Raw genomic sequence first — 23,942 nt, 5'->3', positions numbered from 1 at the left:
TTACAATGCCGGGTTTCTATTGAACATAATCGGTATGTCCCCTTCTTTTGATAGCCCCGAGACGCCCGAACAGATCGCCATCCGTCAGGGTATGCAGAACGCCGACGTCATGAACGCGGCGCTGGCGCTTTACGATAACCGCCTGGAGGTCGCCGAGCCGCTTCTGCGCCAGCATCTCAAAAACGATCCGTTCGATGTGGCCGCCATCCGCATGCTGGCCGAGGTGGCGGCGCGCATCGGGCGCTATCGTGACTCGGAAAACCTGCTGCGCCGCGCTCTGGAACTGGCGCCGACCTTTGGCGCGGCCCGCGCCAATCTGGCCTCGGTGCTCTACAAACAAAACCGCGCGCCGGAAGCCATCGCCGAACTCGATAGTCTGCTTGATGGCGAGTCGGAAAATATCGGTCTCAGCAATCTGAAGGCGGCGGCGCTCAGCAAGATTGGCGGTTTCGATGAGGCCATCCAGCTTTATCAGGACGTGGTAGCCAAAGCGCCGAACCAGCCGAAGGTATGGATGAGCCTCGGCCATATGCTCAAGACGGTGGGGCGGCAGGAGGATGGGATCGCCGCCTATCGCACGGCGCTTGAGCTGACCCCGACGCTTGGCGAGGTATGGTGGAGCCTGGCCAATCTCAAGACGGTACGCTTCACGCCGGACGACGTGGCGGCGATGGAAAGCGCGCTCGCCCGCGACACCTTGCGCGATGAGGACCGCTTCCACCTCGATTTCGCGCTCGGCAAGGCTTATGAAGACCAGAAGGCCTACGCGCAAGCTTTCCGCCATTATGAGTCTGGCAACACGCTTCGGCGGGAGACGGTCGACTATAGCGCCGAAGACACCACGGCCTTTGTTGATCGCAGCGTGGCCCTGTTTACGCCGGAATTTTTCCAGGCGCGCGAAGGGCAGGGCTGCGATGCCCGCGATCCGATCTTTATTCTGGGCATGCCGCGTGCCGGCTCCACCCTGGTCGAGCAGATCCTCTCCAGCCACAGCCAGATCGAAGGCACCTCGGAACTGCCGGATATTCCGGCCCTGGCGCGCACGTCTAAGGATTATCCCAACCCGATTGCTGATTTGACACCGGAACGCCTGCGAGACCTCGGCGAAAGCTATCTGGCGCGTACTCGAATCCAGCGCAAGACCGGCCGTCCTTTGTTCATCGACAAGTTGCCGAACAACTGGGCGCATGTGCCCTTCGTCCACCTGATCCTGCCCAATGCCATCATCATCGATGCACGCCGCCATCCGCTCGGCTGCTGTTTCTCGAACTTCAAGCAGCATTTCGCCAAAGGTCAGGCCTTTTCTTACAGTCTGGACGATCTCGGCCGCTATTACGCCGACTATGTGCGCCTGATGAAGCATGTCGATGACGTCCTGCCAGGGCGGGTGCATCGGGTCTTCTATGAGCGCATGGTGGATGATACCGAGACGGAAGTGCGCGCCCTGCTGGCCGCCTGCGGACTGGAATTTGAGGCGGCGACCCTGCGTTTTCACGAAACCGAGCGTGCGGTGCGCACGGCCTCATCCGAACAGGTGCGTAAGCCGATTTTTCGCGAAGGCACCGAAGGCTGGCAGGGTTTCGAGCCGTGGCTAGAGCCGTTGAAGGCGGCCCTCGGCTCGGTACTGGAGGCCTATCCCAATGCGCCTCATTTCGCACATGCGAGATAACATAACCTAGGGTCAACCTTGCGGAAATATGCGGTATCCCTGTAATTTGCTTGCAAAACTGACATTCTGCTCGGGTGTTTGTGGCAAAAAGTGCGGCAATTGCGACACATTTGTGATCTCAATTTTGCGCCGCAACAGATGACCATTGACGCTTTTAAAAGCGAAGCACAGTCTCGAAGCCTTAAACCGACATACGGGGGCTATCCATGAATGCGCGTCGCTTAACCACCACCCTTCTGACGAGCACCATGCTCGCTACACTGCCAGCCTTTGCTTTTGCTCAAAGTACGCCCGCCACGGTCGCCGCGGGTGCGGACTCCGATGGCATCGAGGTCATCGTCACGGCACAGAAACGCTCGCAACGCCTGCAAGACGTACCGATCAGCATTCAGGTGCTCGGCACCAAGAAGCTGGATGAACTCAACATCTCTAATTTCAACGACTTCGCCGCCCAGCTCCCCAGCGTCTCGTTCCAGACCAGTTCGCCCGGCTCGACCAAAGTCTATTTCCGCGGCGTTGCCTCGGGCGGTGACGGCAATCACTCCGGCTCGCTCCCCAGCGTCGGCATCTATCTCGACGAACAGCCGGTCACCACGATCGACGGTGCGCTTGATGTCCACGTCTATGACATCGCCCGCATTGAATCGCTGGCCGGTCCGCAGGGCACACTGTACGGCGCTTCATCGGAAGCTGGCACCCTGCGCATCATCACCAACAAGCCGGATATGACCGGCACCTATGGCCGCTTCGATAGCGAAGTGAACAAGGTTACCGATGGCGGAATGGGCGGCCAGCTGGAGGGCATGTTCAACACCCCGATCGGCAGTAAGGCCGCCTTGCGCCTGGTCGGCTGGTACGAACACGACGCCGGCTATATCGATAATATTCCTGGCACGCGCACCTTTCTCGGCGCATCAGATGGGGATGGTGGTTACCTGCCCGGCATCACGGTCAACAATGATCAGTTCGTCAAGAAGGACTATAACGACACGGATATCGTCGGAGGCCGCGCAGCTCTGAAGGTCGACCTTGACGACAACTGGACGACGACGGCGACGATCATCGCGCAGGACACCAAGAGCCACGGCACCTATGCCTACGATACCTCGCTGGATGATCTGCAGGTTCAGCGCTTCTTCCCGGAAAGTGGCCATGACCGCTTCGCTCAGGCCGCGCTTACCGTTCAGGGCAAGATCGGCAATTTCGACCTGACCTATGCCGGCGCCTATATGGAACGCAAGGTCAATACGCAGTCAGATTACACTGACTACGCTGAGGCTTACGACGCGCTCTACGCTTCCTACGGCGGGGTCGCCAACTATCAGTACTTCACCAACGAAGCCGGTGACACCATCGATTCGCGTCAGACCATCTTCGGAACGGACAAGTTCACCAAGCAGAGCCACGAGTTCCGCATCGCCTCGCCAACCACCGACCGCCTGCGCTTCGTCGCCGGGGCCTTCTATCAATACCAGACGCACGACATCCTACAGGACTATCAGGTGCCCAACCTGTCAGCAGCCATGTCGGTCAATGGCTGGGAAGGTACGCTCTGGCTGACCAAGCAAAGCCGTATCGACCGCGACGCCGCCATCTTCGGCGAAGTCAGCTTCGATATCACGCCGAAACTGACCCTGACCGCCGGCGGTCGCTCCTTCACCTATGACAATTCGCTGATCGGCTTCTTCGGCTTTGGTCGCAGCCAAGGCTTCCTGGCCGGTACAGATGCGCCGAACGCTACCTATGGCTCTTCCGGCGTCCGTCGCTGCTTTACCACCGATACCTATGGCGTAGACAACCCCAAGGATCCGACCGGCACACTGATCACCAAGGGAGGTGTTGAAGGCACGCCCTGTACCGATCTCGGCGTCCAAAACGCCGACGGCTCCGTCTCGCCCAAGCACGCCAAGGGCAGCGGTTTCTCGCCCAAGATCAACCTTTCGTGGAAGGCCACACCGGGTCTCATGCTCTACGGCACCTATTCCAAGGGCTTCCGCCCCGGTGGCATCAACCGCCGCGCCAGCGTGCCGAACTACGCGCCGGACTATCTGAGCAATTTCGAACTCGGCTGGAAAGCCACCCTGTTCAACAAGACGGTCCACCTCAACGGCGCGCTCTATGATCAGAAGTGGGAGAGCTTCCAGTTCGCCTTCCTCGGTCAGAACAGCTTTACCGAAATCCACAATGGTCCGGACGCCGATATTAAGGGGCTGGAAATGGATCTGGCCTGGGTGCCGATGCAGGGGCTGACCATTGGCGCCAGCGGCGCTCTGACCAGCGCCAAGACCACCAGCAATCTCTGCGCCTTTGAGGGGGATCCGAACGAGGATTGCTCCGGCATCATCACGACCCACGAAACCCAGTATCCGGGCGGTGTCGCCACCGATGTCTACACTGATCACGAGGATTCGATCGCAGCCCCGATCGGCACCCGTCTGCCGATCACGCCGCAGGTCAAGCTGGCCGCCAACGTCCGCTATAGCTGGGATGTCGGCAAGTACAGCCCGTACTGGCAGATCGACGCCACCTATCAATCCGGCGCCTCGACCGATATTCGTGTCGCCCAGGCCGAGGCGCTTGGTCGCCTGCGAGGCTTCAAGGTCGTCAATCTGGCCGTTGGCGTCGAGTGGGACACATGGACGCTGGAGGCTTACCTGCGCAATGCCTTTAATGAGCGCGCCGAGTTGTCACGCTATGTTCAGTGCAGCATCTGTTATCAGCGCACCTATATCGTGCCGAATACACCGCAAACCTTCGGGGTGCGCCTCGGTTCGTCGTTCTAGTCTCGTTACACACGTATGATAGGGAGGCGGGTTCCTTGGCGGAGCCCGCCTTTCTGCATAGACATGCGGCTGTCACAAATCCTGCACATGCCATCACTATAGCTTTTTGTTTGTTGCCGGCTCAGGAGTAGCTACGTGCCCATCCATTATGGTCTTGAAAACGCGCAGAGCCTGCTGGGGATCGTGGTCATCCTGCTGATCTGCTGGGGACTATCCGAGAACAAGCGCAAGTTTCCCGTTTTCCTGGCCATTGGCGCCATCGGCCTTCAGGTCGTTCTGATCCTGGCCCTGTTCGCTATCCCGCAATCGCACGTGATGCTTGGGGGCATAGCCAACGGCATGACGTCCCTCTCAGCCGCCACCGATCAGGGTATGCAGTTCGTCTTTGGTTATATGGGCGGCGGCGCGCAGCCCTATCAGGTGGTCAATGAAGGCGCGTTGTTCGTCTTCGCCCTTCGGGTTTTGCCGCTAATCCTCGTCATTTCGGCACTGTCGGCCCTGTTGTGGCATATTGGTGTGCTTAAAATCATCATTCGTGGCTTCGGCTATGCTTTTGAAAAGCTGATCGGGCTCGGCGGCGCCACGTCGCTTGGCGTCGCTTCCGGCATCTTCGTCGGCAATGTCGAGAGCCTGATCATCATCAAGGGTTATCTCGACAAACTCACCCGCTCCGAACTGTTCGTGCTGGTCGTGGTCGGCATGGCCAATGTCGCCGGCTCCACCATGGTGGCCTATGTCCTGATCCTGCAACACGTCCTGCCCAATGCGGCGGGGCATATACTGGCGGCGGCCATCGTCTCCGCGCCGGCGGGCGTGCTGCTGGCGCGCATCATTGTGCCCGACCTGATGAACCACAAGGTCGAGAAGCTCGATTACGACAGTGCGCTGAAATATGATTCCGCCATCGACGCCGTGTCGAAAGGCACGGTCGACGGCATGATGGTGGCGGTCAATATCGCCGCCATTCTGATCGTCATGGTAGCCTTGGCGGCGCTCACCAACATGATCCTGAGCGTGATTCCGCCGATTGGCGGTCAGCCGGTGACCATCGAGCGCGCGCTCGGTGTCGCCTTCACGCCGCTGGCCTGGCTGATTGGCGTGCCGTGGAACGAAGCGGCCAAGGGCGGCGAAATACTCGGCATCAAGATGGTGCTGACCGAGTTTGTCGCCTTCCTCAAGCTGGCGGCGATTCCCGTGGTCGAGATGACGCCGCGCACGCGTATCCTGCTGACTTACGCCACCTGCGGCTTCGCCAATATCGGCTCGGTCGGCATTACGGTTGCGGGCTTTGGCGCACTTATGCCGGATCGTCGGCCAGAGATCATGACCCTGATCTGGAAAGCGCTGGCGGCGGCGTTCCTGGCGACCTGCCTGTCGGCGGCAATCGTCGGCGCCCTGCCGAATGCGGTGTATGGGCTTTAAGCATCGCCCGAAGGCTTGGAGGCGATGCGCGCCATGATGCCCGAATAGCTCAGCAGGATGCGGTCGCCACAGGTCAGTTGGCCGCGGCCAAAGACGACCGACTTGCCGGCGCGGGTGATCTCGCCGGTCGCCACGATGATGTCGCCTTCGCGGCCGGGGCTCTGAAACTGCGAGTCAAGTTGCAGGGTGACCGCGCCCCCATCGCCCAGATGGGGCAGGGCGAAAACGAATAAAGATGTGTCGGCCAGGGTGAGCAGACAGCCGCCGTGCACCGTGCCGCCGCCGTTTAAATGGCGCTTTTCCGCCTTGAAGGCCACTTTGACGTTGGCGGGATCATCGGACTGGTAGTAATAGGGCCCAACAAGGCCGTTGAAGTTTTCGCCTTCGGGCGACAGCACCCAACCCGCGAAATCGCCTTCGGTCACCTTTATCAGCTCACGCTCACTCATCTTGCAACTCCGGAGTAATCACACATGTCTCAGCTTATCGAAGAGACGCTTTTGGGGCTCTTATCGCAGGTGCGAGACGGAGAGTCCATAAGCCCCAACGATGTCGCCAAGGCGGTTAATGCCGAACAGTGGCGCCGAGAACTGCCCAAGGTGCGCGGCGTGATCATCGGCCTGGCGCGTCAGGGCAAGCTGGAAGTTCTGCGCAAAGGCAAGCCGATTGAGCCGGAAGGCTTTAAGGGCGTCTATCGCGTACGTCTGCCGCAAAAGGCCTGATCTCACAGGCGGCAGAGATCGTAAGTTCTTATCTGTTACCGCCTGTGGTAAAAAGTGAACACTTCCGTACAGTTTTTTTATGTTCACTATTGCCATTTTATCAATATGAAGCCTCTATGATCCGGCAACCGATACGTTATTAATGTCTGTGACCTTTGCCGAATTCCATGCCCAAGGCGCCACCACCCGTTATCAAGGCTGATTTTAACCTCACGTTGCCTAAAAAGGGCGGCGCAAAGGGCGATTTTATCCCTGTTCTGAACCTAACCGGGCAATGGATCGTCACTCGTCTCGCAGGTCTGTCGTCACGGTTGGTGTCAGCGCTTAAAAAGCATGACAAGGTGCGCATTACAGGTGAGGGGCTTGAGGCCCTGGATACTGCTGGCGCCTTTACCTTGCGACAGGCGGTGGCGGACAAGCTTGACGGCGACATTTTTACCGACAATGAAAACTACGCCCGCATCTATGCTCTGGTGACGACCTGCAAGGGCGATGTCGATGCCTATGAGCAGGACAACCCGTCAAAACAAAAGTTCTGGCTGCATCCTGTCTATTATGTGCTGGAACACCTGGGCCGGATCATGTCGGCTTTCGGACGCGGCTTTATCAATCAGTCCGTCTTTATGGGCCACGTCATCACCCTATGGATGCTGTCGATCGTGCGGCCGTCACGAGTTCCGCTGGGCGGCGTTGTTCAACATCATGCAGCGTGCCGGGCTTGAATCCCTGCCGATTATCTTCTTCACCAATATGTTCGTCGGTGCGACCCTGGCCTTTCTGTTGGTGCTGACATTGAAACAGTTTGGCGCTGCCGTTTTTGCGGTCGATATGGTCGCTATCGGCGTGTTGCGCGAATTTGGTCCGCTGATCGCCGCCGTCCTGATCAGCGGTCGCAGCGCCTCGGCCTTCGCTGCCGAAATCGGTTCGATGAAGATCAATCAGGAAATCGATGCCATGCGTGTGATGGGTATCGATCCTTACGAGGCGCTGGTGCTGCCGCGCGTCATTGCTCTGGTCATCATGATGCCGCTGATTACCTTTGTCGGCATGTTCGCCGGCATGCTGGGCGGTGCCCTGGCCATCTGGGGCTCACTCGGTAATGGTCCGGCGTTCTTTGTGCAGCGCATGTATGATTATGTGCCGGCGGTCAATCTGTTCGTCGGCATGATCAAGACGCCGTTTCTCGCCATCACCATCGCTGTCGTCGGCTGCCGCATGGGCATGACCGTGAAGGACGATGTCATTTCGCTCGGTCGTCAGGTGACCACGGCGGTTGTGCAGTCGATTTTCCTCGTCTTCATGATCGACGCTATTTTCGCCATGCTCTTTAACGGATTTGTATTCTGATGAAGAGAAAGAACCTCGCACCGCTGGATAACGAAAGTGACGATCCCATCGTCATCACCGGTCTGAACAACAGCTTCGGCACCAATGTGATCCACGAAAATCTCGACCTCACCGTCAAGCGTGGGCAGATCCTGGGCATTGTCGGCGGCTCTGGCTCCGGCAAGACCGTGCTGCTCAATTCGATCCTTGGCCTGCAAAAGCCGAAGTCGGGCGATATCCGCATTTTCGGCCACAAGCTCTATGAGGGCAGCGAAGAGCGGACGCGACAGATAAAAGCCAAGACCGGTGTGCTGTTCCAGAGCGGCGCTCTGTTCTCGACCTTGAGCGTGGTCGAGAACATCATGACCCCCATCATGGAATTTACCCGTCTCAGCCGGACGGAGGCCCGCGCCATCGCCCTGATGAAGATGTCACTGGCGGGATTGCCGTTGCGGGCCGCGGAACTGGCGCCCTCGGAGCTTTCGGGTGGTATGATCAAGCGCACCGCTTTGGCACGGGCGCTGGCGCTCGATGCGCAGCTTTTGTTTCTCGATGAACCCACCGCCGGGCTGGACCCGATCGGCGCGGCCGCTTTTGATACCCTGATCCGTGAACTTGCGGACAGTCTCGATCTCACCGTCTTCATGATCACGCACGATCTTGATAGTCTCTATGCTATCTGTGACGAAATCGCCGTTCTGGCGGAACGGCACGTGGTGGAAAAGGGCCCTGTCGAGGTGCTGGAAAAATCAACCCATCCCTGGATTCATGAGTATTTTCATGGCCCCAGAGGTAAACTCAAGGCTTAAGGTTATGGAACGTCAAGCCCATTATGCTCTCGTCGGTCTGGCCACCTTCGCTCTGGCGCTGGTGTTGCTCGTCTTTGCCTTCTGGTTTATCCAGTTCGATTTCAATAAGAATTTCGGCACCTATGAGGTCGAGTTCAACACGCCGGTCGATGGTCTGACCAAGGGCGCCGAGGTCCACTTTAACGGTATCAAGGTCGGCGAGGTGACGAGCCTGCGCCTCGGCAATGCCAACACCCACCAGGTGATCGCGACCGTGCAGCTTGATGAAGGCACGCCGGTGCGTGTCGATTTGGTGGCTTCGCTGGAGCCACAAGGCATCACTGGTCTCTATTACATGCAGATATCGCCGGGTTCGGCCAATGCGCCTCTGCTCAAGCATGAGCCTAACGCGCCGCCGCCGCTTATCCATTCCGAGGAAAGCGCGCTATCAAAGCTGCTCTCAGGGTCGGGTTCTGTGATCGAGAACACCTATGAAAGTCTCAACCGCGTCAACCGGCTGCTTTCCGATCAAAATATCAAGACCTTCTCTGACAGCCTGACCAACCTGAAGGACATCACGGCCATGCTGAAGGGCCGTGAACAACTGATCGATGACACTCACGAAGCCATTATCAGCGCCGGTCAGGCCGCCGATGCGGTGACCAAGCTGGCCAATTCGACCAACGGCGTGGCCTCTGAGAAACTGCCGGAAACCATGGACCAGATCAATGCGGCGACCAAAAAACTGGCCGATGCCGCCGATCACGTCAGCGCCCTAGCTGAACTCGATGAAGGCCCCGGCCGATCAACTCAACACGCAGACGCTGCCGGAATTGCAGGAATCCCTGCGCAATCTCAATGAAGCCTCGTCTTCGGTGCGCTCGCTGGTCGACAGCGTGCAGGCCAGCCCGCGGGGCCTGGTCAACAAGCCGGTCGCCAAGGAAAGAAAGGTGAGCCAATGAAAAAGCTCGTAAAAACCCTGATGGTCGCGGGTCTGGCGATCAGCCTGAGCGGTTGCGTCACGCTGCTGCCCAAGACCAAGCCAGCGCAGCTTTATCGCTTTGGCTATGAGCCGGAATTGGTAGAGCAAAAGGCGCAGACGGCGGTTATGCCGAACAAGCCGCCGCTTGGCCTCATCTTTGGCGGGATTACCTTCCCGAAGGATAGTGCCGGAGATCAGATCCTGACGGTCGATGGCGCGCAGGCCGCCTACGTGGCTGAGGCGCGCTGGACCACCGGCGCCTCCAGCCTGTTTAGTGATGCTGTCACGACCGGATTTGCCCGCACGGCTAAGACGGTGACGCTGGAGCCGCGCGTGCCCACAGCGGCCAACTATCGGATCGACATCAGTGTGCGCAAGTTCGAGACCAGCTATACGCGCAACAAGCCGACCGTATCGATTGCACTCGACGCTCGCCTGATCCGCATTTCCGATCGCGTCGTCGTGGGGCAGAAATTCATCAGCGCCGATGTCGCCGTGCGCCGTAACGATATGAGTTTGATGGCCGATGGTTATAATCAGGCGACGACGCAGGTCGTGGCGGGGCTGATTGATTTCAGCGAAACAACGCTGGCGCCTTTTGTCGCCGCTCAGCCTCTGGCGCCGAATGTGCCGGCGACCCCGGGCCAGAAGGTCGAAGGACTTTAAGAAAGTTTATCCATAGATGAGCCAGATAAGCACAGATGATATGTGCGCGTTATCGTTTGCAGAGAGCATGAATTAGAGCGTGTTCCGATCTGACTGGATCAGATCGGCGCTCTAATTTTTTGTTTTGACGCGCTTTTTTATCCGAAAAGTGCGTCACACTTTTCGGAAAGCGCTCTAAAATGGAAAAGGCGGCCTTTAGGCCGCCAATTCTTTATCTGTGCTTATCTGACTTATCCTTGAATAAACCTTTTCTCTACAAAGCCACCTCATAAGCCGCCTCGGTCTTTTCGGCGATCTCTTCCAACGTCACGTCCGGCGCCAGCTCGATCAGCTTCAGGCCTGAGCGGTCGGGCTTGACCTCGAAAACTCCAAGCGTGGTGATGATCAGATTGACCACGCCTGTGCCGGTCAACGGCAGGTCGCACTTTTTCAATACCTTGGATTCACCGAGCTTGTTGGCGTGGTCCATGACGACGACCACGCGCTTGACGCCGGCCACCAGATCCATGGCCCCGCCCATCCCCTTGACGAGCTTGCCGGGAATCATCCAGTTGGCGATGTCGCCGTTTTCGGCCACTTCCATGGCGCCCAGGATGGTCAGGTTGATGTGGCCACCGCGGATCATGGCGAACGAGTTCCGCAGAAGAGAAATAGCTCGTCTCATCCAGTTCGGTGATGGTCTGCTTGCCGGCATTGACCAGGTCGGCGTCGATCTCATCCTCGGTTGGGAAGGGGCCCATGCCGAGCATGCCGTTTTCCGATTGCAGGGTGACGGTCATGCCGGCGGGAATATGGTTGGCCACCAGAGTTGGAATACCAATGCCGAGATTGACGTAAAAACCGTCCTTCAGTTCTTTTGCTGCGCGTTCAGCCAGTTGGTCTCTTGTCCAGGGCATTTATGCCTCCTCTTTGGCAGTTTTATTTTGCGCTATCGCTTCGCTGCTTGAGCGCACGGTGCGTTGCTCAATGCGCTTTTCAAACGTGCCCTGCACGATGCGATCGACATAGATGCCTGGGGTATGGATATTGTCGGGATCGAGCGCGCCGACCGGCACGATTTCCTCGACCTCGGCGATGCAGACCTTGCCGGCCGTCGCCATCATCGGGTTGAAATTGCGCGCTGTCTTGCGGTAGACCAGATTGCCGCGGGCATCGCCCTTCCACGCCTTGATGATGGACAGATCAGCAGTCAGGCCGGTTTCCAGCACGTAATCACGATCACCGAAGCGCTTGATCTCCTTGCCTTCGGCGACGATCGTGCCGACGCCGGTAGCGGTATAGAAGCCGGGGATGCCCGCGCCGCCGGCGCGTATGCGCTCAGCCAGCGTCCCTTGCGGATTGAATTCCAGTTCAAGTTCGCCGGCGAGATATTGCCGCTCGAATTCCTTGTTTTCACCGACGTAAGAACTGATCATTTTTTTGATCTGGTGCGTGGTCAGCAACTGGCCAAGGCCGAAGCCATCAACGCCGGCATTGTTGGAGATAACGGTCAGACCGCTGACGCCGGAATCGCGCAGGGCGGCGATCAGGTTTTCCGGGATGCCGCACAGGCCGAAGCCGCCGGACATGACGGTCATGCCGTCGAAGGCTAAACCTTCGAGGGCGGTTTTGGCGTCGGGGAAGACTTTGGGGGAACTGGGCATGGAATCCTCTGGCTGAGGGTTGTTTCTGCCTCTGACCTAAGCGCAAACTGCGGGTAATGTCACCTCAATTTTGTGCAGTGCGACAGTCTGGCGCTGGTGTTATTTATGCCCAACTATTTCTGCAAGAAAGGTTTCAGTGAAACCTCCGGATCGGCGATGGTGTCGTCCAGTGCGACGCCCTTGGCGATCAAAAGCTTGGCGGCCATGAAATCGGCCGGCCTGCTGACGCACTCGGCGGTCATCATGTGGCCATCGCCGTCAAGATGGAAGACGCTGAAGGCGCCACTGGCCGGATCGCCGCGAACCAGAGCGCGGCAATCCTGGCGCAGCAGACCGGCGATTTGCAGCTTGAACTCATATTGATCCGACCAGAACCATGGAGTCTCCAGAATCGGCGGCTTGTAGCCGGTGATCGCGGCGGCGGCCTGTTTGGCCTGTTCCAGCGCATTGGGCACGCTCTCCAGTCGGAAGCGGCCGTCATAAATGGGCAGGGTGCGCGAGGTGACGTCACCGATGGCAAAGATATGCGCGTCGCTGGTGCGGGCTTGTTCGTCGACAATAATCCCATTGGCGGTGGCAAGGCCAGCCTGAGTGGCCAGGTCGTCATTGGCCAATGCGCCGATGCCAACCAGCAGCAGGTCAAATTCGTGGGTGCGGCCATCGGCCAGATGCACCACCTTACGGTCGCCCTGACCGAGGCACAGTTCGGTGACGCTGGCCTCGGTGATGATGCCGACGCCGCGCCCCTTGTGCATATCGGTGAAGAAGTCCGACAAGGCTTGCGAGGCGACGCGCGCCAGGATGCGGTTTTCGCGCTCGAACACGGTGACTTCGCAATCGAGATGGCGAGCGGAGGCGGCGACTTCGAGCCCGACATAGCCGGCACCGATCAGGCCTATCCGGTGTCCCGGACGCAGGGCGTTTTTGAGCGCTTCTGCGTCATCGAGCGTGCGTAACAAATGGTGCGGCACCCGATCGGCGCCGGGCACGGCGAAGGGGCGAGCCTTGGAGCCGGTGGCGATGATCAGGTGGTCATAGGAAATGTGTTCGCCGTTCAGCAGGGTGATGGCCTTGCCGGCGGGATCGATGGCGACGGCTTGCGTATCCGTGCGGACGGTCATGGCCTGATCGGCATAAAAGGTATCGCCGCGCAGATAGAGATCATCGAGCGAGGCGTCGCCCTTGAGCCAGGCCTTGGACAAAGGCGGACGCTGATAGGGCAGGTAGGGCTCGGCGCCGATAAGGGTGATCGGTCCGGTGTGACCGTACTGGCGCAGAAAACCGGCGGCCGCTCCGCCGGCGTGACCGGCGCCTATGATGACAACGCTTTGAGACATGTGTTCTCTCAATAGAAGCAAGAAACCCCACCACCATCTACGCTTCGCTTGATGGTCCCCCTCCCCGACAAGCGGGGAGGTACAAGGTTTAATATTTTTTCTTGATCCTCCCCACTTGTTGGGGAGGGGGACCGACGGGTTCTTACCCGTTGGTGGTGGGGTATCTTACTTAATTAGACGCCTTCCGGCACCGGGAAGTGATTTTGCAGGCAGAAGGCCTTGATCGTGTTGTTGAGCAGGCAGGCGATGGTCATGGGACCGACGCCCTTCGGCACCGGCGTGATGGCCAGAGCACGGTCTCTCGCACCATCGAAATCGACATCGCCGACCAGCTTACCCTTACCATCCACTTCAATGCGATTGATGCCGACATCGATCACGTAGGCGTCGTCCTTCACCCAGTCACCGGTGATGAACTTCGGACGGCCGACGGCGGCCACCAGGATATCGGCGGCGCGGCAGACTTCGGCCAGATCCTTCGTCCTGGAGTGGGCGATGGTGACGGTGCAATCCTGCCCCAGCAGCAGTTGCGCCATCGGCTTGCCGACGATGTTCGAGCGCCCTACGATGACGGCGTTCTTGCCGGCCAGCGTATCGCCATGGGCCAGCGCCGCGTCCTTCAGCAGCATCAGCGAACCGAGCGGCGTGCAGGGCACGATGCCATCGAGGCCCACGGCCAGCTTCCCAGCGTTGATGACATGGAAACCGTCGACGTCCTTATCAGGGTTGATAGCGTCGATCACCTTAAGCGATGACATATGCTTCGGCAGGGGAAGCTGCACCAGAATGCCGTTGACGACATTGTCGCGGTTCAGGTCATCGATCAGGTGAAGCAGTTCGTCTTCGGAGGTGGTGTCGGGCAGGCGGATGGTGCGCGATTCCATGCCGATCGCCTGGGTCATCTCGCCCTTTGACTTGACATAAACCTGGCTGGCGGGATCGTCACCGACGATGACCACGACGAGGCATGGCGTCAGGCCATGGGCCTCTTTCAGGTTGGCGACATGGACGGCCAGACGGTCGCGCAGGCTCTTGGCGTAACCGGCACCATCGATAATGTTGCCGCGCTCGGCGGTTTTCTGGTGGAAGGGAGCACTCATCGGGACACCTGCAATTTAAAGGGCCGCCACAAGCGCCTCAACGAGCGGGCGCAGGGTATGACTCAAAGGGGCGGCGATGCGGGCGTCATACAGGTGCGGCGTGGTGGAGTCCAGATAAGTGTCCTGAACAATTTCAATCTGGAGGGCCTGAATCTGTGGTGACAGGGCCCCGTAGTACCGCGTGGTATAGCCGCCCTTGAAGCGACCATCGAGGATATGACTATAGGCATTTGTTTTAGCTCGCCAATCCTCCAGCGTCTTCAAGGTGTCGCCACGTAGGGTCTGGCCGGAATTGGTGCCGAAGTTGAGATCGGGCAGGCGCCCCTCGAACAGGCTGGGGATCACGCCGCGGATCGAATGCGCGTCGATCAGAAGCGCCTTGCCATGACGTGCAACGGCGGCGTCGAGGGCGGCTCTGAGCTGGTCGTGATAGGGCTGCCAGTAGTGTTCGCGCCGATCGACGACCTCCGCAGCGCAAGGGTTATGGCCTTCGGGATAGATCGGATTTTGGTCGAAGTCGCTGATGGGGCAGAGGCCGGTCTCGAACTTGCCGGGATAGAGATTGTTGCCAGCCGGATCGCGATTGAGGTCGATGACATAGCGCGAATGGGTGGCGAAAAGCGTCGTGGCGCCTAGGTCTTTGGCAAAATCGAACAGGCGATGGACGTGGAAATCGGTTTCGCGCACGGCCCGGCCGGTGTCGTTCAGCTTGGCGGCTATATCGGGCGGAATATAGGTGCCGACATGCGGCGCGGCGATGACAAGCGGCGACGTGCCTTCGTGAAAGGCAAAGACGGGATGATCCGTGGTCTGATGGTCAGAGGGCATGGTTTCAGTTGAACCTATGCCGGCGCGAACTGTCAAGCCGTGACTTCGCCAGCCTTAACCATCAGTGGCCAGGTAAGAGTGCGCGGTTGCTCCGGATCGCCCCACAGCGCTTGCAGTACGGGCGCATAACCATCGATCGGGTTGTCGCCGGCGTCTTTTTCCATGCGTACCGTGGCCGACCAACTACGGAAATAGCCGAGCAGGCGTTTCATATCCCATTGCGCGGTCATGGCGAAGTCGGGCACGGGCAGGGCGACGAAAGGGAAGGCCAGGTTGGTGTAGCCATTCTCGACGTCGTGGCGTTGCGGCGGCCAGTAGGGACCAACGATATCGTTATGCAGATGCGCCACCGCCTGGGTGAGATCGTCATCATCGGTCGTAAGCAGGCCATAGCTCCAGACGGCGATGACGCGTTCCGGCTTGAGCACGCGCTTGACCTCGGCATAGAAGGCGTCAAGATTGAACCAATGCAGGGCCTGCGCCACGGTCACCAGATCGGCAGATGCATCGGCCAGGCCGCTCATGTCGTCAACCCTATAGGTGATGCGCGGATGCTGAGGAGCAGAGTTGAGTTGTTCGGCGCTGATATCGGTGGCCTGCACGCGCTGAAAACGCTCCGCCAAGGCTAATGACGCCTGTCCCGACCCGGCGCCGGCGTCCCAGACCTGGTCGCACGCCGGTGTCAGGGTGGCCAGCCAATCGAAAAGCGCCGCCGGATAGGTCGGGCGGGCTTCGGCATACTGTCGGGCGACGGTGGAAAAATGGTCGGTCATGACGGGCTGATTAAGCGCCGCGATCCTGACGTGGTCAAGGGCGCCTTTGCGAAAGGGTATATCTTGCCTTGCCATGTAGGGCTTCGTACCTAGATACTGTCTCTTGAAGATTCTGAGGGCGCATCATGGACATTCATCTCTTACTCAATGTGTTCGTGTTCCTGCTGGCGGGCTGTCTCGTCGTGCCGCTGGCGCAGCGCTTCAAACTCGGTTCCGTGTTGGGCTACCTGATCGCCGGCGTTATTATCGGCCCCTTCGTGCTGGGCCTGATCGGCGACGCTGACAAGGTGATGCACTTCGCCGAATTCGGTGTCATCATGATGATGTTCCTGATCGGCATGGAGCTTGAGCCGGCCATTCTGTGGCGCCTGCGCCGGCAGATCGTGGGCTTAGGCGGTCTGCAGGTGACGGTGACCGCGCTGGCCCTGATGGTGGTGGGCATCGTGCTCGGCCACGGCTGGCAGGCCTCGCTGGCCATCGGCATGGCACTGGCGCTGTCCTCGACCGCGCTGGTCATGCAGATGTTGAACGAGAAGAACCTGACCCATTCGGTGGTCGGCGAAACGTCTTTCTCGATCCTGTTGTTTCAGGACATCGCCGTCATCCCTATCCTCCTCATCATCCCCATTCTGGCCACCACGCTCAATTTCGGGGTTATGCCGGTCGTGGAGGGGGCGGAAAGCGCCAGCCTGATCGCCCACTGGCCGGCCTGGTTGCAGCCGATCGCCGTCATCGCCGTCATCGCCGCGGTTATCCTGGCTGGCAATTATCTGTCGCGCTATGTCTTCCAGGCCATCGCCCGCGCCAATCTGCGCGAGGTCTTCACCGCGGTTTCACTGGCCCTGGTGTTCGGCGTGACCATCCTGATGGAACTGGTGGGCGTCTCGCCGGCGCTCGGCGCCTTTATTGCCGGAGTTGTGCTGGCCAACTCCGAATACCGCCGCACCATCGAATCCGATATCGAACCCTTCAAGGGGCTGTTGCTTGGCCTGTTCTTCATCTCGGTCGGGATGGGGATGGACTTCACCGAATTTACCCATCACCCGCTCGGATTGGTGGGCGCGGTGATCGGGCTTATGCTGATCAAGGGTGTCATCCTGTATGGCCTCGGTCAGATATTCAAGCTCGACAGCGCGCCCGCCATGGGGCTGGCGCTCGGTCTGTCACAGGGCGGGGAGTTCGCCTTCGTCCTTCTGCAACTTATCGGCGGATTGAAGATCATCGATCCGCACGCGCAAAAGTTCCTTGTGCTGGTCGTGGCGCTTTCCATCGCCGCCACGCCGATCCTGACCACCTTGTTCTCCAGGTTTATCCTGCCGCGTTTCATGAGCGCCCTGCCGGAGCGCGATTACGATGTCATCAACGAGCATAACCCGGTGATCATCGCCGGCTTTGGCCGCTTCGGGCAGATCGTCGGTCGTTTTATGCTGTCGCAGGGGCTCAAGGTGACGGTTCTGGAGAAGAACCCCGATCAGGTCGAATTGCTGCGCCGCTTTGGCTCCAAGGGCTATTTCGGTGACGCCACGCGCCTGGATCTGTTGCGTTCGGCCGGTCTGGCGGAGGCGCGCATGCTGGTGGTGGCGGTCGATGACGCTGAAAGCGCAGTCGAGATCGTCAAGCTGAGCAAGCTGCATTTCCCGAAGCTCCTGGTCTATGCGCGGGCGAGAAACCGCCGTCACGCCTACGAACTGCACAAGGCCGGCGTCGACTATTATCACCGCGAAACACTCGATTCGTCACTCACCCTGGCGCGCGACGCCATGATCGCCATGGGCTATGCCAAGGCCGATATCGAACGCAAGGCCAAGAAGTTCCGCGCGCACGACATTCAGACTCTGCGCCGTTCGTTCGAGTTTTTCGAAAGTGAGCCGGATATGATCAACTTCGCCAAGCTGTCCCGCGAGGAACTGGAAGGCATCCTGAAGGAAGACCAGCAGGAGTCTTGAAGACTTCGGGAATAAAAGGGGATGGTGGACGCGGCAGGGATTGAACCTGCGACCCTTCGCGTGTGAAGCGAATGCTCTCCCGCTGAGCTACGCGTCCATGACCGGTGGCCGATAAAACGTTTCGGCTGTCGAGGAAGCGGCGTCTTAGCGTGCGCAAACGCGACACGCAAGAGCCTTTTCTATTTTATGCACCTCATAACCGCCGCCGGCAGATCACGATAGTGATCGAGCAGGGCGTCGGCATTGAGTTCGGCCAGAGGGCGCTCGCTATAGCCGTGCGTGAACAGGATGCATGGCACATCAGCCGCCTTGGCGGTCAGGAAGTCGGTTTCCGAGTTGCCGATCATGATGACGTGGCGCATATCTCCGCCCATTTCGTCGATACAGGCCTTGAGGTGACCGGCGGCGGGTTTTTTATGACGCACCACGTCTGCGCCCTTGATCGAGCCAAAACGTTGCGAAAGCCCTAGCGTTTCGAGCAGCTTGACCGCCAGATAGTTGGGCTTGTTGGTGCAGACGGCAAACCGCGCGCCGGCGGCTTCAAGCGTATCAAGCGCCGTCACCATGCCGTCATAAATGCGGCTATGGTCGTTGATATGCGCTTCATAAAGTGTCAGCAGGCGATGGAGCAGGGGCTTTTCCTCGTCCTGCGACAGCGGCGGCTGGCCGGCGAGGGCATAGGCGCGGCGCAGCAGTTCCATGGATCCGCGGCCAATCATCGGGCGGGCCTCATCAAGGTGAAACGGCTTGATGCCGGCTTCGGCCAGAACCTTGTTCAGGGCGTCGATGATGTCCGGTGCGGTATCCACCAGCGTACCGTCCAGGTCAAAGGCGAGAATATAACCGTTTAAATCCATTTTTATCGTAGGTCTCCGGCCGTTCGTGTCGAATAGTCATTCCGCTTTGGTTCGCTTTGGGCTAAATCGGCCTGATCCGCAAATTAAAAAAGAGTCGTCCTATGGCTGAAATCGCAAGCATCCGCCGCGCCGCTGTTCTCCTGGCTGCGGGGCAGGGCACGCGCATGAAGTCGCCCCTGCCGAAGGTGCTGCACCGGATCGGCGGGCGCACCATGCTCGATCGGGCCATCGATGCAGCCTATGAGGTCGGGTGCGAACGGGTAATTGTGGTGGTTGGCAACCATAGTCCGGCGGTGCGCGAGACGGCGACCAGGCGTGTGGGCGCGGAGAATATCGTGACGCAGGACCCGCCCATGGGCACGGCGCACGCGGTTAATGTGGCGCGTGAAGCCTTGGCCGGTTTCGATGGCAAGGTCATTATCACCTATGCAGACAGCCCGCTTATGGCCGCCAAGGTGCTGGAGCCGGTGTTCGCGCTTGAGGCCGATATGGTGGTGCTGGGCTTCGAGGCCGCCGATCCGGCCGCCTATGGCCGTCTGGTGCTGGAAGGTGATAAGCTCAACGCCATTGTCGAGATGCGTGAGTGCACGCCGGAACAGCTCAAGATCAAGGCCTGTAATTCGGGCGTCATTGCCTGTGACCGCGCCTTGCTGTTCTCGCTGCTGGCCGAAGTGAAGAATGAGAATTCCAAGGGCGAATATTACCTGACCGATATTGTTGGGCTGGCACGCGCACGCGGTTTGCAGCCGCGGGTGACCATGGCTGAGGAAAACGAGGTGCTGGGCGCCAACGGACAGGCCGAACTGGCGGTGATCGAGAAGGTCTGGCAGGACGGCGTGCGCCGCGCCTTTATGGGCAATGGCGTGCATATGCTAGCGCCGGAAACCGTTTTCTTTTCCTATGACACCGAGATCGCGGCGGGCGTGACCATTGAGCCGAATGTGGTCTTCGGCGAGGGCGTAACGGTTGAGGCCGGCGCGGTGATCCGGGCGTTTTCGCATCTCGAAGGTGCTAGGGTCGGCGAGGGGGCGCTGATCGGTCCCTACGCCCGTCTGCGGCCGGGGGCTGTGATCGGCAGGGACGCCCATATCGGCAATTTCGTCGAGGTGAAGAACGTGACGATCGGTGAGGGCGCCAAGGCTAATCATCTGAGCTATCTGGGCGATGGCAGCGTGGGGGCGGGCTCTAATATTGGCGCCGGCACCATCTTCTGCAACTACGATGGCTATTTCAAATACAAGACCACCATTGGTGAGCGCGCCTTTATCGGCTCCAACACCTCGCTGGTGGCGCCGGTGACGGTAGGTGATGGCGCGATGACCGGCTCCGGTTCGGTGATCACCGAGGACGTGGCGCCGGGGGCTCTGGCCCTCGATCGCGCGCAACAGATTGAAAAGGCGGGCTGGTCAACGGCCTTCCGTGAACGCAAGGCGGCTGAAAAGGCCGCCCAAAAAGGTAAAAAGTGATGACCGCTGACGAACAGAAGAAACAGGTGGGGGATGCTGCCGTCGCCTATGTCAAGGACGGTATGAAGGTGGGCTTGGGCACAGGCTCGACGGCGGCATGGTTTGTCAAGGCGGTGGCCGAACAGGTCAAGGCCGGCATGAAACTGACCCTCGTCTCGACCTCGATCCAGACGACGCAACTGGCGCAAAGCCTGGGGTTGGTGATCAAGGACATCAACGATGTCGGGATGTTAGATCTGTGTGTTGATGGTGCGGATGAAGTCGGCCCGGGTTTGGCGCTGATCAAGGGCGGTGGCGCGGCCCTCCTGCGCGAGAAGCTGATCTGGGAGCAGGCGAACTCGTGCATTGTCATCGCCGACGCCGCCAAGCATGTGGCAACTTTGGGTAAGTTCGCTCTGCCGATCGAGGTCGAGCCCTTCGCCTGGAAGGGCACGGTCAACCGGATTTCCGACGTTCTGATCGAGTTCGACATCACCATGATGCCAAAGGCGCGTAAAAAAGGCGACGATTACTGGATTACCGATGGCGGCAACCTTATCTTCGACGTGGCGTGCGGGGCAATCCATGAGCCGGCGGGTTTGGCCAGTGCGCTGAAATCCCTGACCGGCGTTGTCGATCACGGCCTGTTCCTTGATCTGGCAGATATTGCGCTGATCGGTGGGCCGGACGGCGTGAAGGTTCTGCATCCGTAATTGTTTCGAGCCGGGGCGGCCCCTCACCCCAACCCTCTCCCCGCAAGCAGGGAGAGGGGGCTTCATGTAAAATCGGACATCTGCCCCTTCGCCCCGTTTACGGGGAGAAGGTGGCCGATAGGCCGGATGAGGGGCCTGCACCGCGGTGGATACGCGCACAAGGTTGAGATGGATAAGTACGACTACGATCTGTTTGTTATCGGCGCGGGTTCGGGCGGGGTGCGCGCCGCTAGGCTGGCGGCGCAACTCGGCCTCAAGGTCGCGGTTGCTGAAGAGGACCGTCCCGGCGGCACCTGCGTCCTGCGCGGCTGCGTGCCTAAGAAGTTCATGGTCTACGCCTCCGAAGTCTCCGAACAGGTGCATTATGCGCAGGGCTTCGGCTGGAAAGACGCCGCCACCGGCGCCTTTGACTGGAACAGCTTCCGCACCACCAACAATGCCGAACTGGATCGCCTGTCGCAGATCTATACCGCCAATCTGGTCAAGGCCGGCGTCGAGGTCATCGCCGCCCACGCCGCTTTCAAGGATGAGCATCACCTCATCCTTACCACGAAGCAGGGCGGGGAACGTGTTGTTTCGGCTAAAACTATCCTGATCGCGGTCGGCGGCTGGCCCTTCCTGCCGCAGCACTGCCCCGGCGTGGCCGAGCACGGCCTGACCTCCAACGACATGTTCAATCTGCCGGAACTGCCGAAATCGCTGGCCATTGTCGGCGGCGGCTATATCGCGGTCGAATTCGCCGGTATCATGCATGGCCTGGGCGTTGACGTAACGCTACTTTACCGCGGCCAGAAAATCTTGCGCGGCTTCGATGACGATGTGCGCGATCACCTGGCCAGCGAAATGGCCCTGCGCGGCATCAAGATCCGCACCCAGCTCGATCCGGTTCATTTGAAAAAAACAGACAACGGCATGCTGATCACCATGAACGACGGCAGCACCATGCTGGCCGATCAGGTGCTATATGCCTCCGGTCGCAAGCCGAAGACCGAAGGACTTAATCTCGACGACATAGGGATTATGCCCGACGTCCACGGCGCCATTCCGGTCGATGCTTTCTCGCGCACCAGCCACAAGCATATCTATGCCATCGGCGACGTCACCAACCGTATGAACCTGACGCCGGTCGCTATCCGCGAAGCGGTCGCCTTTGTCGAAACCGCCTTCAAGGATAACGCCACGGCCTATGACTACGAGAACATACCGACGGCGGTCTTCTCGCAGCCGCAGATCGGTACGGTCGGCCTGACCGAGGCGGAGGCTACGGAAAAGGGCATCGCCTACGATGTTTACCAGACGCGCTTCCGCTCGATGAAAACCGCCTTTATCGGTGGTGAAAGCCGAATATATATGAAATTGATCGTCGATCAGAAAAGCGATGTCGTGCTAGGCGTTCATATCGTTGGCGGCGAGGCGGGTGAGATCATCCAGATTGCCGGTGTGGCCGTGAAGGCCAGGTTGACCAAGGCGCAATGGGACGCCACCTGCGCGGTTCACCCGACCGCGGCGGAAGAGCTGGTAACCCTGAAAGACAAGCGGGCCGTATGACCGAAGACAAAACTATGTGGCAGCGTGTCCGTGACAATTATACGGTATGGGTTCTGATCTTGGGCCTGAGCCTGCTGGGCCTATGGTCGTATGCGGCCGCCACCGGTCTGCCGGCGTTGCTGTTACTGATCGGCGCGCCTTTGCTGGGGCATCTGTTTTTATCCAAAGGTTCTTGGAAAGCGTTCGCGCCGTTTACGATCACCACGGGACTGCTCCTGCTGATCGCCTTTTTCCGCTCCGATTTCGTTGAGGCGGTGGCGCATGGCGTGCCACTGGCCAAGGCCTATGCTGGCTCACAACTTGTCATCGACGGGCCGGTGACCATCGTCGTGCCGGCCATCATCTGGTGTCTGGCCTGGGCGATGATTTTCGCGGCACGCTCGCTTGATGACCAACAGGCGCTCAAGGTCTTCCATATTTTTGCCTATGCTTTGCTGGCCCTGACAGCTGTGCAATTCATTGAAGCCATCAGCCAGTTCGGCCTGCGCCGCAGCCTGAGCGCGGCCTATTTCCACAGCCGCGACAACATGCTGATCGTCGGCATGTCGAATACCAACTGCGTGCTGCTGATGATGTTCTGGCCGTTCGCCCTTATGGAAATGGCACGCGGTCGTCCTGTTACCGTTGGCTTTATGGCCGTGGCGATCATCGCCGGTGCGCTGACCAGTGACAACAACGCACAGCTTATCGCGCTGGTCGCTTCGACCATCGTGTTTTTCGCGGTGAAATTCTGGCCGCGTGCGCTGAAAGCGCTGGCCCCCGAACGCTTGGCGGCCTTTGTCAGCCTGATCCCCATGCTGCTGTTCCCGCTGTTTATCGTGGCCATTATGCGCAACGGTCTGGCCGAAAAGATCAAGACCGACATCCTGCCGTCATGGGCGGCGCGGATCGACATCTGGACCTTCACGGTCGAGCGCGCGCTGGAAACACCGATATGGGGGCTGGGCTACGAATTGTCACGGCACTTCGGTGCCACCATTCCGAACCATCCGCACAACATGGCCCTGCAAGCCTGGCTTGAACTGGGGATCCCCGGCCTGCTTGTGCTGGCGGCCTTCTGGTTCTGCCTGTTCTGGGGCATGAAGGCGACGGTGGAGGCCGAAGCGCCGCAAACCGATGTGCTACGCTCGCTCGATGAAGCACCGCGCCCAATCGTTGAAGCAAGTCTCGTCACCCGCTTCCGCCCCTATCTGATGGCTCAGGCAACATCCTTCCTGATCATCGGCACGGTCAGCTATGGCCTGTGGCGCGCCTGGGTCTATTGCCTGGGCGCCTTCGCGGTCACCGCCATGGTGTTGGCCATTCGTGCCGCTCGTCAGAGCATAAAGTTACGAAATTAACTACAAGTCACGGACTTTACAGGGGAATTTCTTCGCCTATATATGTCTCAATGG

21 protein-coding genes, 1 tRNA gene and 1 pseudogene are annotated in these 23,942 nt (G+C 59.3%); 14 read left to right on the top strand and 9 right to left on the bottom strand.

Annotated features, from left to right (window positions below; all coding sequences use genetic code 11):
- Positions 1 to 34: 34 nt before the first annotated feature.
- From ABQ278_RS11330 to ABQ278_RS11320, 3 genes are all read left to right on the top strand, one after another.
- Positions 35 to 1,669: a sulfotransferase gene (locus tag ABQ278_RS11330; protein ID WP_349319683.1), complete on the top strand. Its 1,635-nt coding sequence runs from the start codon at positions 35 to 37 to the stop codon at positions 1,667 to 1,669.
- Positions 1,670 to 1,917: 248 nt separating this feature from the next.
- Complete coding sequence (locus ABQ278_RS11325) at positions 1,918 to 4,452, top strand: TonB-dependent receptor (RefSeq protein ID WP_349319682.1); 2,535 nt, start codon at positions 1,918 to 1,920, stop codon at positions 4,450 to 4,452.
- Between the two features lie 135 nt (positions 4,453 to 4,587).
- Positions 4,588 to 5,874: a nucleoside transporter C-terminal domain-containing protein gene (locus tag ABQ278_RS11320; protein ID WP_349319681.1), complete on the top strand. Its 1,287-nt coding sequence runs from the start codon at positions 4,588 to 4,590 to the stop codon at positions 5,872 to 5,874.
- Here ABQ278_RS11320 and ABQ278_RS11315 read toward each other — a convergent pair.
- Positions 5,871 to 6,323 carry a PaaI family thioesterase gene (locus tag ABQ278_RS11315; RefSeq protein WP_349319680.1) on the bottom strand — a complete coding sequence of 151 codons (453 nt, stop codon included), beginning with the start codon at positions 6,321 to 6,323 and terminating at the stop codon, positions 5,871 to 5,873. The two genes, ABQ278_RS11320 and ABQ278_RS11315, sit on opposite strands and share 4 nt — an antisense overlap.
- A 24-nt stretch (positions 6,324 to 6,347) precedes the next feature.
- Between ABQ278_RS11315 and ABQ278_RS11310 the strand changes: the two genes are divergently transcribed.
- The 6 genes from ABQ278_RS11310 (at position 6,348) to ABQ278_RS11285 (ending at position 10,358) form a co-directional block, all read left to right on the top strand.
- Positions 6,348 to 6,596: a DUF3253 domain-containing protein gene (locus tag ABQ278_RS11310; protein WP_018082037.1), complete on the top strand. Its 249-nt coding sequence runs from the start codon at positions 6,348 to 6,350 to the stop codon at positions 6,594 to 6,596.
- Between the two features lie 167 nt (positions 6,597 to 6,763).
- Positions 6,764 to 7,318, top strand: a complete 555-nt coding sequence (locus ABQ278_RS11305; protein WP_349319679.1) for a hypothetical protein — start codon at positions 6,764 to 6,766, stop codon at positions 7,316 to 7,318.
- Entirely contained in the window at positions 7,299 to 7,943 is a 645-nt protein-coding gene (locus tag ABQ278_RS11300) for an ABC transporter permease (protein ID WP_349319678.1), read from the top strand. The genes ABQ278_RS11305 and ABQ278_RS11300 overlap by 20 nt, the downstream gene beginning before the upstream one ends.
- The gene (locus ABQ278_RS11295; protein WP_349319677.1) at positions 7,943 to 8,731 is read left to right on the top strand and encodes an ATP-binding cassette domain-containing protein; all 789 of its coding nucleotides are present in this window, start codon (positions 7,943 to 7,945) and stop codon (positions 8,729 to 8,731) included. Before ABQ278_RS11300 ends, ABQ278_RS11295 begins: the two co-directional genes overlap by 1 nt.
- 4 nt (positions 8,732 to 8,735) lie before the next feature.
- A complete protein-coding gene (locus ABQ278_RS11290) occupies positions 8,736 to 9,572 on the top strand; it encodes an MlaD family protein (protein WP_349319676.1) in 837 nt (278 codons plus the stop codon).
- Positions 9,573 to 9,668: 96 nt separating this feature from the next.
- The gene (locus ABQ278_RS11285) at positions 9,669 to 10,358 is read left to right on the top strand and encodes an ABC-type transport auxiliary lipoprotein family protein (protein WP_349319675.1); all 690 of its coding nucleotides are present in this window, start codon (positions 9,669 to 9,671) and stop codon (positions 10,356 to 10,358) included.
- Positions 10,359 to 10,611: 253 nt separating this feature from the next.
- On the opposite strand, the pseudogene ABQ278_RS11280 reads toward ABQ278_RS11285, so the two are convergent.
- The 6 genes and pseudogenes from ABQ278_RS11280 to ABQ278_RS11255 all read right to left on the bottom strand — a co-directional run bounded on the left by ABQ278_RS11280 (position 10,612) and on the right by ABQ278_RS11255 (position 16,114).
- Positions 10,612 to 11,254: pseudogene (locus ABQ278_RS11280) on the bottom strand (3-oxoacid CoA-transferase subunit B).
- The gene (locus ABQ278_RS11275) at positions 11,255 to 12,001 is read right to left on the bottom strand and encodes a CoA transferase subunit A (protein WP_349319674.1); all 747 of its coding nucleotides are present in this window, start codon (positions 11,999 to 12,001) and stop codon (positions 11,255 to 11,257) included.
- 113 nt (positions 12,002 to 12,114) lie between these two features.
- Positions 12,115 to 13,338: an FAD-dependent oxidoreductase gene (locus ABQ278_RS11270; RefSeq protein ID WP_349319673.1), complete on the bottom strand. Its 1,224-nt coding sequence runs from the start codon at positions 13,336 to 13,338 to the stop codon at positions 12,115 to 12,117.
- 173 nt (positions 13,339 to 13,511) lie between these two features.
- Positions 13,512 to 14,438, bottom strand: a complete 927-nt coding sequence (gene folD / locus ABQ278_RS11265; RefSeq protein ID WP_349319672.1) for a bifunctional methylenetetrahydrofolate dehydrogenase/methenyltetrahydrofolate cyclohydrolase FolD — start codon at positions 14,436 to 14,438, stop codon at positions 13,512 to 13,514.
- Between the two features lie 15 nt (positions 14,439 to 14,453).
- Positions 14,454 to 15,302 carry an N-formylglutamate deformylase gene (gene hutG, locus ABQ278_RS11260; RefSeq protein ID WP_349319671.1) on the bottom strand — a complete coding sequence of 283 codons (849 nt, stop codon included), beginning with the start codon at positions 15,300 to 15,302 and terminating at the stop codon, positions 14,454 to 14,456.
- Positions 15,299 to 16,114, bottom strand: a complete 816-nt coding sequence (locus tag ABQ278_RS11255) for a class I SAM-dependent methyltransferase (protein WP_349319670.1) — start codon at positions 16,112 to 16,114, stop codon at positions 15,299 to 15,301. Before ABQ278_RS11255 ends, hutG begins: the two co-directional genes overlap by 4 nt.
- Before the next feature lie 50 nt (positions 16,115 to 16,164).
- Here ABQ278_RS11255 and ABQ278_RS11250 point away from each other — a divergent pair, with 50 nt between their 5' ends.
- Positions 16,165 to 17,985 carry a monovalent cation:proton antiporter-2 (CPA2) family protein gene (locus ABQ278_RS11250; protein WP_349319669.1) on the top strand — a complete coding sequence of 607 codons (1,821 nt, stop codon included), beginning with the start codon at positions 16,165 to 16,167 and terminating at the stop codon, positions 17,983 to 17,985.
- Between the two features lie 22 nt (positions 17,986 to 18,007).
- Here the strand turns inward: ABQ278_RS11250 and ABQ278_RS11245 are convergent.
- Positions 18,008 to 18,082, bottom strand: a tRNA-Val gene (locus ABQ278_RS11245).
- Positions 18,083 to 18,164: 82 nt separating this feature from the next.
- Positions 18,165 to 18,842, bottom strand: coding sequence for an HAD hydrolase-like protein (locus ABQ278_RS11240; protein WP_349319668.1), 678 nt, complete (start codon positions 18,840 to 18,842; stop codon positions 18,165 to 18,167).
- Positions 18,843 to 18,943: 101 nt separating this feature from the next.
- Between ABQ278_RS11240 and glmU the strand changes: the two genes are divergently transcribed.
- The 4 genes from glmU (at position 18,944) to ABQ278_RS11220 (ending at position 23,888) form a co-directional block, all read left to right on the top strand.
- The gene (gene glmU, locus ABQ278_RS11235; RefSeq protein WP_349319667.1) at positions 18,944 to 20,308 is read left to right on the top strand and encodes a bifunctional UDP-N-acetylglucosamine diphosphorylase/glucosamine-1-phosphate N-acetyltransferase GlmU; all 1,365 of its coding nucleotides are present in this window, start codon (positions 18,944 to 18,946) and stop codon (positions 20,306 to 20,308) included.
- Positions 20,308 to 21,000 (top strand): ribose-5-phosphate isomerase RpiA, encoded by a 693-nt coding sequence (gene rpiA / locus ABQ278_RS11230; protein ID WP_349319666.1) that lies wholly within the window; start codon positions 20,308 to 20,310, stop codon positions 20,998 to 21,000. The genes glmU and rpiA overlap by 1 nt, the downstream gene beginning before the upstream one ends.
- Before the next feature lie 168 nt (positions 21,001 to 21,168).
- Positions 21,169 to 22,548: a glutathione-disulfide reductase gene (gene gorA / locus ABQ278_RS11225; RefSeq protein WP_349319665.1), complete on the top strand. Its 1,380-nt coding sequence runs from the start codon at positions 21,169 to 21,171 to the stop codon at positions 22,546 to 22,548.
- Positions 22,545 to 23,888, top strand: a complete 1,344-nt coding sequence (locus ABQ278_RS11220) for an O-antigen ligase family protein (RefSeq protein ID WP_349319664.1) — start codon at positions 22,545 to 22,547, stop codon at positions 23,886 to 23,888. Before gorA ends, ABQ278_RS11220 begins: the two co-directional genes overlap by 4 nt.
- Positions 23,889 to 23,942 lie beyond the last annotated feature (54 nt).

This window comes from Asticcacaulis sp. MM231 (assembly GCF_964186625.1).
Classification (GTDB): domain Bacteria; phylum Pseudomonadota; class Alphaproteobacteria; order Caulobacterales; family Caulobacteraceae; genus Asticcacaulis.
This window is presented reverse-complemented; position numbering and strand designations above follow the sequence as displayed.